This is a genomic window from Rhizobium sp. B230/85, from assembly GCF_019355735.1.
Lineage (GTDB): Bacteria > Pseudomonadota > Alphaproteobacteria > Rhizobiales > Rhizobiaceae > Rhizobium > Rhizobium rhododendri.
The window spans coordinates 271,845-288,615 of record NZ_CP072158.1 but is presented as its reverse complement, the minus strand read 5'-3'; the positions used below and the strand labels follow the sequence as shown (position 1 = coordinate 288,615).

16 protein-coding genes and 1 pseudogene are annotated in these 16,771 nt (G+C 61.2%); 8 read left to right on the top strand and 9 right to left on the bottom strand.

The genetic code is table 11. The features are described 5' to 3' along the window. Positions 1-118: 118 nt before the first annotated feature. From J5289_RS26470 to J5289_RS26460, 3 genes are read left to right on the top strand one after another with little or no spacing between them, the layout of a single operon-like run. Positions 119-976, top strand: a complete 858-nt coding sequence (locus tag J5289_RS26470; protein WP_209185682.1) for a cytochrome b/b6 domain-containing protein — start codon at positions 119-121, stop codon at positions 974-976. After that, entirely contained in the window at positions 973-1,749 is a 777-nt protein-coding gene (locus J5289_RS26465; protein ID WP_209185683.1) for a molybdopterin-dependent oxidoreductase, read from the top strand. Before J5289_RS26470 ends, J5289_RS26465 begins: the two co-directional genes overlap by 4 nt. Beyond that, positions 1,727-2,152 carry a DoxX family protein gene (locus tag J5289_RS26460; RefSeq protein ID WP_247749827.1) on the top strand — a complete coding sequence of 142 codons (426 nt, stop codon included), beginning with the start codon at positions 1,727-1,729 and terminating at the stop codon, positions 2,150-2,152. The genes J5289_RS26465 and J5289_RS26460 overlap by 23 nt, the downstream gene beginning before the upstream one ends. A 28-nt stretch (positions 2,153-2,180) precedes the next feature. Here the strand turns inward: J5289_RS26460 and J5289_RS26455 are convergent, their stop codons facing one another. From J5289_RS26455 to J5289_RS26440, 4 genes are all read right to left on the bottom strand, one after another. Next, the gene (locus J5289_RS26455; RefSeq protein WP_209185684.1) at positions 2,181-3,056 is read right to left on the bottom strand and encodes a DUF5677 domain-containing protein; all 876 of its coding nucleotides are present in this window, start codon (positions 3,054-3,056) and stop codon (positions 2,181-2,183) included. Positions 3,057-3,397: 341 nt separating this feature from the next. Continuing rightward, a complete protein-coding gene (locus tag J5289_RS26450; RefSeq protein ID WP_209185685.1) occupies positions 3,398-4,945 on the bottom strand; it encodes a sodium:proton antiporter in 1,548 nt (515 codons plus the stop codon). 94 nt (positions 4,946-5,039) lie between these two features. Next, positions 5,040-5,447, bottom strand: a complete 408-nt coding sequence (gene cueR / locus J5289_RS26445) for a Cu(I)-responsive transcriptional regulator (RefSeq protein WP_209185686.1) — start codon at positions 5,445-5,447, stop codon at positions 5,040-5,042. Beyond that, positions 5,444-7,957 (bottom strand): heavy metal translocating P-type ATPase, encoded by a 2,514-nt coding sequence (locus J5289_RS26440; protein WP_209185687.1) that lies wholly within the window; start codon positions 7,955-7,957, stop codon positions 5,444-5,446. Before J5289_RS26440 ends, cueR begins: the two co-directional genes overlap by 4 nt. Positions 7,958-8,114: 157 nt before the next feature. Between J5289_RS26440 and J5289_RS26435 the strand changes: the two genes are divergently transcribed. After that, positions 8,115-9,212 (top strand): RHE_PE00001 family protein, encoded by a 1,098-nt coding sequence (locus J5289_RS26435; RefSeq protein ID WP_142824889.1) that lies wholly within the window; start codon positions 8,115-8,117, stop codon positions 9,210-9,212. Between the two features lie 7 nt (positions 9,213-9,219). Here J5289_RS26435 and J5289_RS26430 read toward each other — a convergent pair whose 3' ends face one another. After that, positions 9,220-10,443, bottom strand: a complete 1,224-nt coding sequence (locus tag J5289_RS26430) for an amidohydrolase family protein (protein ID WP_209185688.1) — start codon at positions 10,441-10,443, stop codon at positions 9,220-9,222. A gap of 79 nt (positions 10,444-10,522) precedes the next feature. After that, on the bottom strand, positions 10,523-11,686 hold the full coding sequence (locus tag J5289_RS26425) for a zinc-dependent alcohol dehydrogenase (protein WP_209188052.1): 1,164 nt from the start codon (positions 11,684-11,686) through the stop codon (positions 10,523-10,525). Positions 11,687-12,076: 390 nt separating this feature from the next. Between J5289_RS26425 and J5289_RS26420 the strand changes: the two genes are divergently transcribed. Continuing rightward, positions 12,077-12,346 (top strand): helix-turn-helix transcriptional regulator, encoded by a 270-nt coding sequence (locus J5289_RS26420; protein WP_209185726.1) that lies wholly within the window; start codon positions 12,077-12,079, stop codon positions 12,344-12,346. Positions 12,347-12,388: 42 nt separating this feature from the next. Here J5289_RS26420 and aroQ read toward each other — a convergent pair whose 3' ends face one another. Continuing rightward, the gene (aroQ, locus tag J5289_RS26415; RefSeq protein ID WP_209185690.1) at positions 12,389-12,826 is read right to left on the bottom strand and encodes a type II 3-dehydroquinate dehydratase; all 438 of its coding nucleotides are present in this window, start codon (positions 12,824-12,826) and stop codon (positions 12,389-12,391) included. 114 nt (positions 12,827-12,940) lie between these two features. Then, a complete protein-coding gene (locus J5289_RS26410; protein ID WP_209185691.1) occupies positions 12,941-13,249 on the bottom strand; it encodes a DUF6074 family protein in 309 nt (102 codons plus the stop codon). Positions 13,250-13,442: 193 nt separating this feature from the next. Between J5289_RS26410 and J5289_RS26405 the strand changes: the two are divergent. After that, positions 13,443-14,429 (top strand): annotated as a pseudogene (locus J5289_RS26405) (diguanylate cyclase domain-containing protein). Between the two features lie 61 nt (positions 14,430-14,490). Here the strand turns inward: J5289_RS26405 and J5289_RS26400 are convergent. After that, on the bottom strand, positions 14,491-15,531 hold the full coding sequence (locus J5289_RS26400; RefSeq protein WP_209185692.1) for a glutamine synthetase beta-grasp domain-containing protein: 1,041 nt from the start codon (positions 15,529-15,531) through the stop codon (positions 14,491-14,493). A 485-nt stretch (positions 15,532-16,016) separates the two neighbouring features. Here J5289_RS26400 and J5289_RS26395 point away from each other — a divergent pair, with 485 nt between their 5' ends. Both J5289_RS26395 and J5289_RS26390 read left to right on the top strand, forming a co-directional pair. Continuing rightward, on the top strand, positions 16,017-16,226 hold the full coding sequence (locus J5289_RS26395; protein WP_209185693.1) for a DUF2735 domain-containing protein: 210 nt from the start codon (positions 16,017-16,019) through the stop codon (positions 16,224-16,226). 165 nt (positions 16,227-16,391) lie between these two features. Then, the gene (locus J5289_RS26390) at positions 16,392-16,730 is read left to right on the top strand and encodes a hypothetical protein (protein ID WP_209185694.1); all 339 of its coding nucleotides are present in this window, start codon (positions 16,392-16,394) and stop codon (positions 16,728-16,730) included. Positions 16,731-16,771: the final 41 nt, after the last annotated feature.

Here is a 16,771-nt window from a genome sequence, read left to right as displayed (position 1 = left end):
CGCTATCGTCATACGGCCCGGCTGCATCATGCAGTCGGGCTGTTCTGTTCGTCCGCTACAGCACCGTCGCCTTTCAAAATGACCCGGCTGCGTCAGCGGCATCGCACGAGGACTGCCCATGGCCAGCATCGAAGATATTGGGGTCGCTCCGCCGCCAGCGCCGGCAAAGATCTACATCAGGCGCCACTCGGTCGTAACCCGCGTCACCCACTGGATCAACGTACTCTGTCTGACGCTGCTGCTGATGAGCGGCATGCAGATCTTCAATGCCCATCCGCAGCTTCACTGGGGACAATACGGAGCGGTCGAGGACCCATCATGGTTCGAGATTGCCAGCACCGAGAACGGTGACAAGGTCATCGGCACCACCCGCATCGGCAGCCTGACGCTGACCACCACCGGCCTGCTCGGCGCGTCCCGGGTGGACGGCGAGATGACAGCAAGGGCCTTTCCGGCCTGGGCCACCATTCCGAGCTTCCAGGATCTGGCGACCGGCCGGCGCTGGCACTTCTTCTTCGCCTGGCTGTTCGTCATAAACGGCCTGCTCTACGTTCTCTACGGCCTGATCGGCGGCCACTTCCGTCGCGACCTCGCACCGACCACCCATGACATAGCCCTGCGCAATGTCTGGCAGGAGGTAAAGGATCATGCCCGGCTGCGCTTTCCCAAGGGAGAGAAGGCGCGCCGCTATAACGCGCTGCAGAAGCTGACCTATATCCTCGTGATCTTCATCCTGCTGCCGCTGATGATCGGCTCCGGGCTCACCATGTCTCCGGCGATGGATGCCGGCTATCCCTTCCTGCTCGACATATTCGGCGGCCGCCAGTCGGCCCGCGGTATCCACTTCATCGCCGCCTGGAGCCTCGTAGTCTTCGTCGTCGTCCATGTGATCATGGTCATTCTGTCTGGCCTCTGGAACAATATGCGCTCCATGGTGACCGGCCGCTATGCGATATCCGCGGAGACCAAGCCATGAGCAAGATCCTCTCCCGTCGCCGCTTCCTGATCGGTTCGGCCGCAGGCATCGGCGCCATCGGCCTTACCGGCTGCGACGATGTCGCCGGCAACCAGCAGGTCCAGAAGGTGCTGGCCATGGCGGAAAAGCTGACCATGGGCAGCCAGCGCCTGCTGGTGTCGCACCAGGCGCTGGCGCCAGAGTTCACCGAAGCCGAGATATCGCCGAGCTTCCATCCGAACGGCTCGACCCAGCCAAACAGCCCGGATTACGTCCGCATGAGCGAAACAGGCTTTGTGGACTGGCGCCTGAAGATCGACGGCATGGTCAACCAGCCGATGGAATTCTCGCTGGCCGACCTCAAGAAGCTGCCGTCGCGCACCCAGATCACCCGCCACGACTGTGTCGAAGGCTGGAGTGCTATCGGCAAATGGCAGGGCGTGCCGCTCGGGCTGATCCTGCAGACGGCGGGGCTGAAGCCGGGCGCCCGCTATGTGGTTTTGCATTGTGCCGATGAACTGGAGCAGACCCTCGACGGCAGCGGTGTCTACTACGAGAGCATCGACCTCATCGACGCGTTCCATCCGCAGTCGATCCTTGCCTATTCGCTGAACGGCAAGGATCTGGAAGTAGAGCACGGAGCGCCGCTGCGGCTGCGCGTCGAGCGCCATCTCGGCTACAAGCACGCGAAATATCTCATGCGCATCGAAATCCGCGACCGCTTCGACGACCTCTGGGGTGGCAAGGGCGGGTTCTGGGAGGACAGGGGCTATGAGTGGTATGCTGGCATCTGAGGCAAAGCCGCAGCGCTGGGGCGCACGCATCCCGCTCGCCGTGATCTACGCGGTCGCCGGTGCGTTTCATCTTGCCGTGCCCGACGTGTTCGTCACCATCACCCCGACCTGGGTCCCCAAGCCGCACGAGGTGATTATCGTCACCGGGATCTGCGAACTGGCAGGCGCCGCAGCCCTGCTCACCGGCCGCACGCGCGCCATCGCCGGCATCGCTCTCGCCGCTTACGCCGTCTGCGTCTACCCCGCCAACATCAAGCACGCCATCGACAGCCTCTCCGCCCCCACCCCACCTGTTCTCGGCTGGTGGTACCACGCCCCAAGGCTCGCCTTGCAGCCGGTACTAGTCTGGTGGGCGCTCTATGCGGGCGGCGTGCTGACGTGGCCGTTTGGCGGACGCAGGTGATGAAGGCGCTAAGCCGGCTTGGTATCTTTCAGTCGTATTCGCCGGCATAAAGATTGTCGAAGCTTTGGAAGAGCCGGATGTTCAGGCGTTCGATCCAGCCCATCGTGCGTTGCAAATTATCGTCATAGCAGTCGATCCGTTGAAGCCACAGACGGAAAGGCGTGATCGTGAACTTCACAACGGGCGTGATTGATCGAATATCGGCTGGACGATAGTCTGTGAAAGCTGCGAAGGTGCCATCTTCATTTCGCACTAAGCCCCAATCCATCGACTCGTTCCAGGAGCCGTGTATGGACTCCGACATCATGCCGTAAGTTGCCGGATAAAGGGAATCGCGTTCAACCGACGCGAAAATGTCGCGGAAGCTCTTTCCTTGCAACCGCCATTTATTCTTCCTCTGCTCGGCAAAATCGTCTTTTGTAAGACCTTCAAAATTCAACTTGTCTTGAACGGAAGCAAGCAAACGCTTGCCCGCTTTGGTATCAGAGAAGGGCGATCCTTCCTTTAGCTTTCTTAGCAATCTTAGGCGATCTTTATAGGAGCACTTGCGATAGTCCTCCATCACTGCACCATCGTTACGCATGAGATAGGTCGCGATCGTTGTTGCCTCGATCAAAGGCCGTTCGAAAATCGCAATCACCTCAGCATTTTCAGCTTTGTGAGATTTCACGCATTCCTTGAGGAGTTTTGACACTCTTACAAGCAATCCGAGGATTGGGGCGTCATCGATTGAAAATCCCGATGGGTTGCGGTCCAGATTGCGCAGCCGCGTTATACCATCATAGATATCTGCAACGTCCTTAAAAAATTGAAGCGAAAATACGTGTATTTCTTCGAGAGATTCAAAATGCTTCTCGATATAATCCGGCTTATACTTATTGGTTATTCTCTCAAATTCTTCCATTTCAAATCATACCATCGTGCAAAGCTGGGTGACAATAGCGAGCGCACCATACCTATTTAAGCGCAACTGATGCAGACTGCTCGAAACAGCCTCTAATGCGCGCCATTAAACTGCGCACGATCCTATATAGCTCTTGCACGTCGGGAAAAGTAGGCCGGCGCCCTGCTGCCGCGACCCTTGCCGCGCAAAGTCTGCAAAGGGTGCAGGCGCCTCGGTGCTTACCGACTTTTTCACAAGTGCCCATGCCGCGATAGAACCCGATTCATTCGCTGACAAGCGCGCTATCGGACATACTTCCCGTCAATCGAGATCATAAGTCCCGAGACCCGCTAGCGACACCGCTACCCCTCGACAATCTCGAACCTGTCCGGTGGCGAGGCGGCCATTTCGGCCCAGTCCAGTTCCTGCTCGAGGGCGTGGAAGACGTCGTCGTCGATGGAGCCGGTGCGGCGGAGTTGGGCGAGTTTGACGCGTTTGGCCTTGATGGAGCGACGCCGGAGGCTGTCGAGTTCGCTTTTTTCGCGCGGGTGGATGCCGTTGGCGGTGAGCTTGCGGTCCCCCTCGTAGATCGCCCGGAGCGTCCGCACCTCGTCTGTTTCCTCCAGCGTGTCGAGGTCGGCAAGGGCGGTGTCGAGCAGCATCATGCGAGCATTCGTGATGCCCTCGCGCATGGAGTCGTCGTTGCCGAATTTCAGGATGCGGATGAGCGGCCCGAGCGTCAGCCCCTGGAGTATCAGGGTGCCGAGAACGACCGTCAGGGCGGCAAAGACGATGAGGTCGCGGGACGGGAAATCCGCCGGAAGAGCAATCGCCGTTGCCAGCGTCAGCAAGCCGCGCATGCCGCACCAGCCCGCGACAAGGCTCATGCCGACAGTCGGCGGCTCCTCGGAGACCAGCTTGCGGCGTGCCAGATAATTGATGACGCGGTTATAAAGCATCACCCATCCGAGCCGGACCAGAACAACCACAAGCAGGATGGCGCCGCCGAAGGCAAAGGCGAATTCGATGTTTTTCGGGTAAAGCTGCTGGATCGTCTCGCGCGCCTGCATGCCCATCAGCAGGAAGGCGAGCACGTTGAACATGAAGATCGTCGCCTCCCAGACCGAATAGGAATGGATGCGATTTCGCGCCGTCTGGCGTTCCGGCATGTAGCGGGCGATCACCATGGCGTAGGCGACGATGGCGAGTACCGCCGACAGATGCAGGCGCTCGGCAATCACCCAGGTGCCGAACGTCGCGACGAATTCGAACAGCGAGCCGCCCAGCGTGCCTGCCAACCGCGGCGCAATGAAGATGTAGAGAAATCCGAGCGCTATGCCGAGCACCAGGCCTCCGGGGGCTGCCAGCGCCAGTTCCGGGATGACGACGGACGCCGAATTTCCACCTGTGGAAAACGCCACGGCAGCGCCGAAGATCAGCAGCGCCACGGCGTCGTTAAGCAGGCTCTCGCCTTTCAAAACCGCAAATGTTCGGCGCGGCAGTGCGAACCGGCTAAGCATCGCACTTGCCGCCGCTGCATCCGGCGGCGCGACGATGGCTCCGAGCGCAACCGCAGCGGCAACAGGCAGCCTGGCAAAGGTAACGCCGACGAAGGCGACGGCTGCCGTCGTCAGGATGACAGCGATGGCGGCAAGCGAAATCAGCGGCACCCAGTTTTCACGCAGCGCTCTCGGCGGCAGGTCGTAGGCGGCATCGAACAGGGCCGGTGCGATGAAGATGGCGAGCGCCAGCTGCGGATCGATCGAGATCGTCGGCGCCCAGGGAAGGGTCGCCACCAGCAGGCCGGCGACAGCCAGCATCGTCGGATAGGGAATCATCAGCCGGCGCGATGGCTGCAGGAATACGATTGCCACCAGCAGCAGCGTCAGCAGGCTCTCGAAAAACGCCATGGTCTAAATTTCTCCAATCGCGCTATCTTGGTCGAAAGCGGCATTCGGCAAGCGTCAGGCTGGAGAAATCGTCTGGAGACGTTGGACGTTGGCTCTAAGAGGGCTGCCCGTTGCCCGGGCCCTCGGCGAGCTCTTCCAGGATCGGGCAATCCGGACGGTCGTTGCCGTGGCAGGCGTGCACCAGGGTTTCGAGGGTGCGGCGCAGCTCGCTCAATTCGCGGATCTTCCGGTCGATCTCGCTGAGCTTGGCGCTGGCGATCTGGCGCACGTCGGCACTGGCGCGGTCGCGATCTCCATAGAGTGCCAGCAGCTGGCGGCATTCCTCGACGGAGAAGCCGAGGCCCCGGGAGCGCTGCAGGAAGCGCAGCTTGTGGATGTCGGCCTCGCGGTAGTCGCGATAACCGTTGCCGCTGCGGTCGGGGCTGACAAGGCCGATCTCCTCGTAGTAGCGGATGGTCTTTGCCGGCAGGCCCGACCGTTCCGATGCATCGCCGATGTTCATGTCGCCTCCTGAAGCTTTTCGTGGCGCAGCCGGAGGGCATTTGCGATCACCGAGACGGAAGACAGGCTCATGGCCGCCGCCGCGATCATCGGCGACAGCAGCAGGCCGAACACCGGATAGAGAATGCCTGCGGCCAGCGGAATGCCGAGCGCATTGTAGCCGAAGGCGAAGATCAGGTTCTGGCGGATGTTGCGGATCGTCGCCTGCGACAGGCGTCGGCCCCTGAGGATGCCGCCAAGATCGCCCTTCACCAGCGTGATGCCGGCGCTCTCCATCGCCACATCTGCGCCGGTGCCCATGGCAATGCCGACATCGGCTGCGGCCAGCGCCGGCGCATCGTTGATACCGTCGCCCGCCATCGCCACCCGGGCGCCTGCGGCGTGCAGAGCATCGATCAGCGCCTTCTTGCCCTCCGGCAACAACCCGGCATGAACCTCGTCGATGCCCAGCTGCCGGGCAACAGCTTCGGCCGTCGCGGCCGCATCGCCTGTCGCCATGATGATTTTCAGGCCGCTCTCGTGCAGGGCAGCAATGGCTGCAGCTGCCGTCGGCTTCATCCGGTCGGCAACAGCGAGCAGGCCGGCGAGCTTGCCGTCGATGGCGAGGAAAACCACAGTCCTGCCTTCATCGCGCAAGCTCTCTGCCCGGTCGCGAAGCGGTCCCGGATCGGCGCCCAGCGCCTCCATCATCGCCGCATTGCCGAGGCCGACGGATTTTCCCTTGATGACGCCGCCAACGCCCATGCCGGTCGTTGCCTTGAAGTCGGTAGCGGCGGCATCCTCGATGCCCCGTCGCTTCGCGGCCTCGAGGATGGCGGCGGCCAGTGGATGCTCGGAGCCCTGTTCGAGACCTGCCGCCAGCTGTAGCAGCCGGTCCTCTGTCATGCCCTCGACAGCGACGAGATCGGTGAGTTCGGGCTTGCCCTCGGTCAGCGTGCCCGTCTTGTCGATCACCAGCGTATCGACGCCGGCAAAGCGCTCCAGCGCTTCGGCATCACGGATGAGTACCCCCTCGCGCGCGCCGCGGCCGGTGGCGATCATCACCGACATCGGCGTCGCCAGGCCCAGCGCGCAGGGGCAGGCGATGATCAGCACGGCGACCGCCGCCATCAGCGCATGGGCGAGCCGTGGCTCCGGCCCGACCGCCATCCAGATGACGAAGGTCGCCAGCGCGGTCAGTACGACAGTCGGCACAAAGACCGCCGAGACCCGATCGACCATGCCTTGCACCGGCGCTCGCGTGCGCTGCGCCAGCGCCACCATGCCGACGATGCGCGACAGCGTCGTATCGGCGCCGATCTTCTCGGCCACCATCACCATGGTGCCGTTACCATTGATGGTGCCGCCGGTGAGCATCGCGCCAACCTGCTTTTCGACGGGCAGGGCCTCGCCCGAGATCATTGATTCATCGACCGTCGAGCTGCCTTCGGCAACCGTGCCATCGACCGGCACCCGTTCGCCGGGACGCAGCCGCAGGCGATCACCGAGGCGCACCAGATCGAGCGCCACCGTCTGGTCCGTGCCATCTGGCCCGACCCGCTGTGCCGTGTCAGGCGCGAGGGCCATCAGGGCGCGGATGGCAGAGCCGGTCTGTTCGCGTGCCTTGAGTTCGAGCACCTGGCCGACAAAGACCAGCGCCACGACGACGGCCGCAGCCTCGAAATAGACCGGCACGCCGGTGCCATGGGCCGTCATGGCCATCGGAAAAAGATCGGGCGCCAGCAGGGCGACGACGCTATAGAGATAAGCGGCGCCGACGCCGAGACCGATCAGGGTCCACATGTTCGGGCTGCGGTTGAGCACCGAATTCCAGGCCCGGCGGAAAAAGGGCAGGGCAGCCCAGAGCACCACCGGCGTTGCCAGCAGAAGCTCGATCCAGCCAGTCAGGCGCTCGCCGATCAGGGTGTCGAAAGGCAGGCCGACCATCGGCCCCATACCGAGAACAAGTAATGGCACAGCAAGGACCACACTCACAAAGAGCCGGCGCATGAAGTCGGCAAGCTCCGGGTTCGGGCCTTCGTCTGCGGCCGGAACGCCCATCGGCTCCAGCGCCATGCCGCATTTCGGGCAATCGCCGGGCTTGTCGCTGACGATTTCGGGGTGCATCGGGCAGGTGTACTGGGTGCCCGCAGGCATTGCCGAAGCGGCAGGGGCCGCTCCATCGACATAGGCTGCCGGGTTGGCTTCGAACTTCGCCTGGCAACCGGCCGAGCAGAAATAGTGTTTCGCGCCCTCGTGCCGCAGGAAATGCGCCGCCGTCGCCCGGTCGACAGACATGCCGCAAACAGGGTCTCGGGCCGTCAGGAATGCACCCGGGTCAGCCTCGAATTTCGTCCGGCATCCGTTGCAGCAGAAATGGTATGTGCGGCCTTCGTAAGCCAGATGCGGCTTACCCGCATCGGGATCGACGATCATGCCGCAGACGGGATCGCGGGTGACGGGCTGCATGCCATTGCCGGAGGCATGGGAGTGACCATGATGCGCGTCGTGATGGTGGGCGTTCGATGCCATGGCAGTACTCCAAACCCCGTTGAGGTTTCGCTTTATGAACCTTCCAGCGACTGGAGGGTCAAGCAGTTTCTTTGCATTGGACAAACGAGACCGGCAACTACCTGGAAGCCAGCTCGTGTGTTAGCTTCAGGCAATCGACACGTGCGAAATGATTCCAATGCGATATGAGCTTTCTGCGGCACAGATGTCCGCCCTCCTTCCGGCCATCATTCATGCCGAAGACCGGTTGGCCCGGCTGGACGAACGGGTGCTGCGCCACGCCATCGGCGACGGATTTCGCGAGCGCGGCCATTTCTTCGATGCCGTCGCGGCTCTCTGGGTTGGCGGTGAACTGGTGCATGTCGAGGATCTCGTGCTGCACGACGCCCATATGGATGCCCGCACGCCGACCCATGAACTGACCATCGCCCACGCGCTGCTCCGCACGCGGCGCCGGCTGTGGCAGGCGGAGCCCGGCTGGGGGCTCGATCCAGCCGGCATTGCGGCCTTGCGCGGATCGGGCGAGACGGGCGGCAGCGAAGCGTCGACTGCGACCGCCGATCCCGAGTCGGAGACCGGGGCCGAAGATGCCTTCAGCCTGGAGATGGCAGCGATCGATGCGGTGCTGGCCCGCTCGGACCGGCTTCTGGAGGAGACCAAAGGCCGCGCGCCGGAAACCAAGGCAGCCGTGGATCACGATCCGCTGGGCCTGATCCACGACGATGAATGGGATGAAAGCGAGCGCCTGCGCGAATGGCGCTCCGTGATCGGTGATGCAGACGGGATGCCGCCTGCACTGGGCGCAGCAGTGCTTTACGATGCCTGGGAACGCCTTGAGCCGCTGCGTCGGCAGCACTGGCTTGGGGGGCTTCTAACGGCCAGCTATCTCCGGTCGCGCGGCAAGGTGACCTCGCACCTGTTCTGCCTCAATGTCGGGATGAAGGCCATCCGCTTCGAGCGCCGGCGCGCACCCGACCGCCTCACGCGGCTGACCGCTTTTCTCGAGGCAATGGCGGAGGCGGCCGAGGCGGGGCTGAAGGAACTGGACCGGCTGACGCTGGCAAGGACGCAGATGGAGCGACGGCTCAAGGATCGCCGCTCCAACAGCAGCCTGCCGGCAACCATCGACCTCGTGCTGTCGCGACCGATCGTCTCAGCCGGCATGGTGGCCCGCCATGCCGGTATAACCCCGCGCGGCGCCCTTAATCTTGTCGCCGATCTCGGCATCCGCGAAATGACCGGGCGCGGGCGCTACCGAGGATGGGGCGTGCTTTGAGCGGAGGTCAAGGCCTGATCAGCCGTCCGCGCGGCCGCTCGAAAGTCTTGCGGCCACTTTTCCAGCCAGCCAGTACCGGCCTGATTTCGCGAACGATCTCAGCCGGATCGTTACCATCGATGAGGATCATGTCGGCCGGCGCGCCGATTTTGATATGACGCTCCCGTCCCATCAGTCGCGCAGCGCCGTCGGTGACCATTGCAAAGACGCCCAGCATGTCTGCATCGAGGGAAGCCTGCGCCACATTGGCGTAGAGATTGGCCATACGGATCAGCGACGCGTCGCCGTAGGGGGTGAAAGGGTTCATGACATTATTAGTTGCGATCGATGTCACCACGCCGAGCTTTGCCAGATCCAGGGCCGGGGCGACGCCGCGCGGCACCAGATGATCTCGGTCGCGGCCGGTCAGAAAGAGGTCCGTGGACGGCAGCACCGTCACTGCGACACCGGCGTCGGCTAGCCGGCTACCGATCTCGGAAACCGCCTGCGGCGGCATTGCCGAAAGCTTGGTCACATGGCCGACCGAGACCCGCCCACTGTAACCGCGCGCCATCGTCTCTGAAATCACCGAGGGAAGGTTGGAGTTCTCTGGGTCCAGATCGAAATCGAGATGGAAGTCCACCGCTGTGCCGAAACGCTCCGCAAGATCGAAGATAAGGCGGATATGCTCCTTGGGGTCGGGATCGGTGTATGGACAGCCACCGACCAGATCAGCGCCGTCGGCAAGCGCCTGCGCCAGCATAGCCTCGGTTTCCGGCTCCTGTGTCAGCCCCTCCTGCGCAAAGGCGCAGATCTCGATATCGATGGCCCATGCATAGTCCGCTTTCAGCTGGCGGATAGCATCGAAAGAGCGAAACCCGGCGCGAGGGTCGATCTCGACAAAAGTGCGCAGAAGGGTCGTTCCCTGCAGGATAGCACGCTCCAGCACGATGGCTGCGCGGGCATAGACGTCCTCGACGGTAAAGCCGGCTTTCGCCCGCGCCGTTTCCCGCACTGCTTCGGCAAGCGTCCCCTCGCAGATAGTGCATCTGCCGAGGATGCCGGCCTTGTCGAGATGGATGTGGCTGTCGACGAACCCGCTGCAGAGATATCCGCCGCTGGCGTCTTCGACATGGCCTTCGAATGTGAGGGAGGGAGCGATTGCGGCGATCAGGCCGTTGGCGACACCGACATCCACTGGCGTCGGTTGGCCGGGCAGGCGGGCATTGGCGATGACGAAGTCAAATGGCATGGGCATCCCCGGAAAAGACTATCTCCGAGGTTTAAAGGGGCAGGGCGACCCCAAGCAAGGGCCGCCCTGTGAAAATCGGTCAGGCGTTAGGGTGGATGACCACCTTGACGCAGCCATCTTTCTTGTCGCGGAAGGTCTTGTAGGCTTCCGGACCGTCTTCGAGGCCGATGCGATGGGTTATAATGAAGGAAGGATCGATCTCGCCCTCGACGATGCGCTTCATCAACGGCTCGAGATGGCGCTGGACATGGGTCTGGCCCATCTTGAAGGTGAGCGCCTTTCCGAACGCCGCACCGAGCGCAACCGGAACAGCCGCGCCTACGAAGACGCCGGGCAGCGAAACAGTGCCCCCGGGGCGGCAGGCCATGATTGCCTGCTGCAGCGCATAGGGCCGCTCCATCGAAGTGAGGTCGGTCTGCAGGGTTTCCATGATGCCGCCTTCGCCATGGCTTTCCATGCCGACGGCTTCGATGACCGAATCCGGTCCCTTGCCGTTGGTCATTTCGACGATGCGCTGCTGCAGGTCACCTGCCGCATAATCGAGCGTCTCGGCGCCTGACTGGCGAGCCAGCGCCAAGCGTTCCGGCACGGTGTCGATGGCGATAACGCGCTCGGCGCCGAGCATGAAAGCCGACTTGATGGCGAACAGGCCGACCGGACCGCAGCCGAAGACGGCAACGGTGTCACCCCGCTGGATGTTGCAGTTCTCCGCCGCCTGGTAGCCCGTCGGGAAGATATCCGACAGGAAGAGCACCTGCTCGTCGGAGAGGCCTTCCGGAACCTTGATCGGACCGACATCCGCATAGGGCACGCGGAGGTATTCTGCCTGGCCGCCCGGGAACCCGCCATAGAGATGAGAGAAGCCGAAAAGGCCGGCAGTAGCATAGCCCATCTGCTTGGCCTGTTCGGCGCCAGCAGGATTGGAGCGTTCGCAAAGCGACCACATGCCCGACTGGCACATGCGGCATTCACCGCAGCCGATGGTGAAGGGCACGACGATCCTGTCGCCCACTTTGAGCTTTTTGTTGTCCGAGCCGACTTCGACCACTTCTCCCATAGTCTCGTGGCCCATTACGTCGCCCGACTTCATGCCGGGCGCAAAGCCGCCCATGAGATGGAGATCAGAGCCGCAGATGGCGCAACTTGTGACCTTGATGATTGCGTCGCGGGAATGGAGAATTTTCGGATCCGGAACAGTGTCGCAACGGATGTCTTCTTTGCCGTGCCAGCAGAGTGCGCGCATGGGGAGGTCCTTTCGATGGTTCAGGCGGTGGAGCCTGAAAATCGAACGACGACCTATTGGATAGGTTCCCATTTTTCGAGGAAAGCTGGTCGGCCAACCTCAGGCAAAAAGGCCTGTTGGGCCAAATGCCTGCAAGCCTGTATGAGAGATGTCCAAAAAATATCTGCCGAGATCGCCTCCCCAGCAGGGCGAACGGGAGACAAGCGGCATGGTTCTGGGGTAGAGTACACAATTAGCACGCGTAAAAGTGGTTAAATGCGCTCACGTTAATCAGTCCGACATTTTAGATTGGACTTTATTAGGTCCGGATGCTAATTTTTAAACAAATTTTCAAGGAATTTCATTTTGGAAAACCCTATCTTCGAGCAAAAGTCAACGTTCCTGAGCGCTATGGCCAATGAACAGCGGCTGCGTGTTCTCGATATCCTGACGCGGGGCGAAATGCCGGTCGGCGCATTGGCCGATATGATCGGGCTTAGCCAGTCGGCGCTGTCGCAGCACCTCGCGAAGCTTCGCTCGGCCCACATGGTGAAGACCCGCCGCGATGCGCAGACGGTCTACTACACCGTCAATTCGGAAAGTGTTCGCAAGGTCCTGGCGCTGCTCGAGGAAATCTTCGATGCCCCAGAGGTCAAGGCAGAGGAACTCAAGGCGAGCTGATTTAAAGTCGGCTGGCTTTTTCAGGTTTGCTGCAGCAAGACGCTAGGTCTTCAGCAGCGAGCCGATCCTGCGGATGGCCAGTTGATAGCCTTCCGTACCGAGACCGGCAATAACGCCGTCTGCGCGGCTCGACACGAAGCTATGGTGCCGAAATTCCTCGCGCTTGTGAACATTCGAAATGTGCACTTCGATCACCAGTCCGTCATAGGCGTTCAGCGCGTCGAGAATGGCAACTGACGTGTGGGTGAATGCGGCCGGATTGATGACGATGGCCGCCGCCTCGTCACGGGCCGCATGGATCCAGTCGATAATCTCGTATTCCCGGTTGCTCTGCTCGAAGCGGATCGTATGGCCGAACTCCTGCGCCACCCGGTGGCAATCGGCTTCCACCATCGACAGGGTCTCGTGGCCATAGACCTCCGGTTGGCGCTTGCCGAGCAGGTTCAGGTTGGGGCCGTTGAGGATGTAGATCAGGCTCATGGTATTTTCTCGACTGTCGCGAAGGCTCATGCCAACTGCCGACACCAAGGCTACAGCATCGTACCCGTTGCTGTCGACCACCGTCTCGACGACACCTTAAACTGTCAGCCGAGATCAGCCCTGCTTTTCGGCCGGCGCCTCGTCATGCTGGCGATCCTGGTGGCGGCGCACAAGCTCGGCCTGCACCTCGTCCTGAAACAGCATCACCTGCCGGCGAACGTCATCTTCGGAAAGGCCCACCGCCGTCAGCTGCGCGGCCAGCCTGCGGCATTCCGTTTTCCAGTAATCGACAGCGTCGGTGCCATGCTTGTCGTCCAGTTCACGCGCACAACGCTCGATATCACCCGCACGACTTGCCACCGGAAACACCACGATATTGCCATTGCCAACGACACTTAGCAGTTCACTCAACTTCGACGCCATGCGACTCAAAACCCTCGTTTACTGCTCCCTGTTTACGCGCAGTTGGTTAACGGTCTCTTGGCGAGGGGACCGGAATGGCACAACCGCGCCCTCTACCTTTCCATGACATCTGCCTTATGTCTAAAGGAGGCGAAAAGCGGTGGAGGAAAGGGTGCAAGGACTTGGGCTGAAGCCAGACAACGAGGCGGAACGGCTGATTGCCGTCCGTTCCCTGAGTTCTGCACGCGGTGGCACGACCACCGAAATGGAAGCTCTGGCAGGACTTGCCCGCAATGTTTTCGGAACTGCCTTTGCGGCCATCAACATCGTAGAGGAGGACTGGCTTCGCATAGCCGGACAGGCGGGCCTGGTGCTCGGCGATTGCGGCCGCGACCAGTCGATCTGCACACGGGTCGTCTACGGCAACGACCTGCTCGTCGTCCCCGATCTGAAGGAAGATCCCGAGCTCAGGCATCTCCCCTTCGTCGACGGCAATCCCTTTTTCCGCTTTTATGCAGGAGCACCGGTCGAGCTCGATCCGGGGTTGGCAGTGGGCGCATTCTGTATTCTCGACACCCATCCGCGCGAGCTCGACGTCTTGCAGATCGAGACATTGCGAAACTTTGCGGTGGTCGCCAGCGCTCTGTTGCGGCTGCAAAAGTCGAATATCGTCATGTCGCTCACCGAGCAGGATCTCCGCACGGCGGCGATGACGGATCCGCTCACCGGTTTCTTCAACCGATCGGCGCTGCCGGCCTTCGTCGATAGCGCTTTGACAAAGGCCCTCGAATCCGACCGCCCGTTCGGAGCGCTCTATATCGACCTTGACGGGTTCAAGGCGATCAATGACCGGCTCGGCCATCACGGCGGCGACGATATCCTGCGCTAAGGGGCGGAGCGCATCCGCGCAGTCATCCGCTCGAGCGACATCGTCGTGCGCATGGGCGGCGACGAGTTTGCCATCTTCTCTCCGGAACTCGGCAACCCCGGAGCAACAGCCGCATTGGCGGAACGGGTAGTCGGGGCCTTCCGTGAGCCTTTTGTGATCGAGGGGGAAATGATCCGCGTCAGCGTCAGCGTCGGAGCGGCCGTGGCACCGGAGGCCGGCAATGATCGGCAGACGCTTCTGAAGAATGTCGACGACGCACTGTACCGGGCGAAATCGGCAGGACGCGACCAGTTCGCCTTGTACCGCCAATAAACAAAAAAATGGGCCGCGACCCTTTCAGGAGGCGGCCCATCGATGACGCAACAGACTAACCTTATGCGGCGGCGGAGACGCTGCCTTCGGTCGGAACTTCTGCAATGGTCTTCAGGATCTGCGAAGCGATCTGGTAGGGGTCGCCCTGGGAGTTCGGACGACGATCTTCGAGGTAACCCTTGTAGTCGTTCTTGACGAACGAGTGCGGCACGCGGATCGATGCACCACGGTCGGCAACGCCGTAGGAGAACTTGTTCCACGGAGCAGTTTCGTGCTTGCCGGTGAGGCGCTTGTCGTTGTCAGGACCGTAGACATTGATGTGGTCCATCAGGTTCTTTTCGAAGGCTGCCATCAGGGCTTCGAAATAGGCCTTGCCGCCGACTTCACGCATATAGGCGGTCGAGAAGTTGGCGTGCATGCCCGAACCGTTCCAGTCTGTGTCGCCGAGCGGCTTGCAGTGATATTCGATATCGACGCCGTACTTTTCGGTCAGGCGCTGCAGCAGGTAGCGGGCTATCCACATTTCGTCGGCGGCGCGCTTGGAGCCCTTGCCGAAGATCTGGAACTCCCACTGACCCTTCGCCACTTCGGCGTTGATGCCTTCGTGGTTGATGCCGGCTGCGAGGCAGATGTCGAGGTGCTCTTCGACGATCTGGCGCGCGATGCTGCCAACGTTCGAATAGCCGACGCCCGTGTAGTAAGGACCTTGCGGAGCAGGATAGCCGGCTTCTGGGAAGCCCAGCGGACGACCGTTCTCGTAGAAGAAGTATTCCTGCTCGAAGCCGAACCAAGCGCCGGCATCGTCGAGGATGGTAGCGCGGGAATTGCTAGGATGCGGCGTGACGCCGTCCGGCATCATGACTTCACACATGACGAGAACGCCGTTCAAGCGCTCACTGTCCGGAAAAACGGCAACGGGCTTCAGCACGCAATCGGAGCTGCGGCCTTCGGCCTGCATCGTCGACGATCCGTCGAAACCCCAGAGAGGCAGCTCCTCGAGAGTTGGGAATGCGGCGAATTCCTTGATCTGCGTCTTGCCGCGCAGATTGGGAACCGGCGTGTAACCGTCGAGCCAGATGTACTCGAGTTTATATTTCGTCATGGCGAACCTCTCATAGGTTTACGAAGCTAAGGTCAGTAAAGTCTATCGGCGTCGGCGGCCCCGGATCGTGGCCGTCCACGTTTGCCAAGAGACATGCATTTGCTATGCCAGTTTCTGCGCCAACCCCTTCGCAACGCCATCTTCCAGCGGTTGGCACACTTCTTTAACCAGAATATTCTAAAATTCACATATTCAAGAGGCCAGCGCGCTGCGTTGGTGGCGACATCTGCGGCCTTTTCCGCATGGAAGCGCATCTTCCGGTTCGCTTCGCTCACGGCATAGGCCGGCACAACGCTGACAATGATCTGTCAGCGTAAATTTACGCCACAATATCACCACGATTTCCCTTGCGGAAAACGGCGAATTGCCTACATATTCAACATAATGATTTCTTTTTAATCATTTCGAGCAAATGGCAGGCAGACATGTTACATTGAGAATGCCGGGAGTCGTGATCTCCACGGGGAAACGAAAGATAGACATCAATGGCAAACACACACGCAGAAACGGCAACGATCTACCAGTTTCCCATCATCACCCGTAAGGTCCGACACGACCTCGGTGGTGACGCGACCGTCGTATTGCTCGACCGAAAGCTCAATCGGTTTTCCGAAGGCGCGTATGCTGATGCTGCCTATGGTGGCAGCTGGTATCATGACGCGGCTATCGAAGCCGAGCACAAGCCGAAGTCCTGATCCCCAGATCCGGCGCGGACGTCCAGGGGCTTCCGCTGCTCCGTGGCTTGCGGTCAAAGCTGAAACCTGTGCCTACACATGCGCGAACCGAAACCATCACGCTCCTAACCATGGGAACATATCCCATCCTGACTGGTTGCTACTTTTCAACCTCAGGAGGACATCATGGCCGAAGAATTCCCACCGAAACCCGCTACGCCGCTGGGCATCATCGAGCCCTCCGACGCGCCGCTCGTCGATGAAGCCCTGGCGCAGCCGAAGTCCGACTTTTCAGATACCGTCGCCGACCAGGTTGAAGCGCTGAAGGCCGAGGTCGCTAGCCTGTCGACTGCCATAGCCGATATGACCCATGCGGCGCGCACCAGGCTCAAGTCAAACGCGAATGCGGTAGAGGCCGTGGTCGACGAGACCGTCAGGCTGCACCCGGTCCTCAGCGTTCTGACCGCAGCCGGCATGGGATATCTCCTGGCACTGGCCTTCCACGGCGTCAACCGCCACCGCTGATCCGCCCGCAATCCTTTCGTCTCCCTCGCGCCAGACTCCGG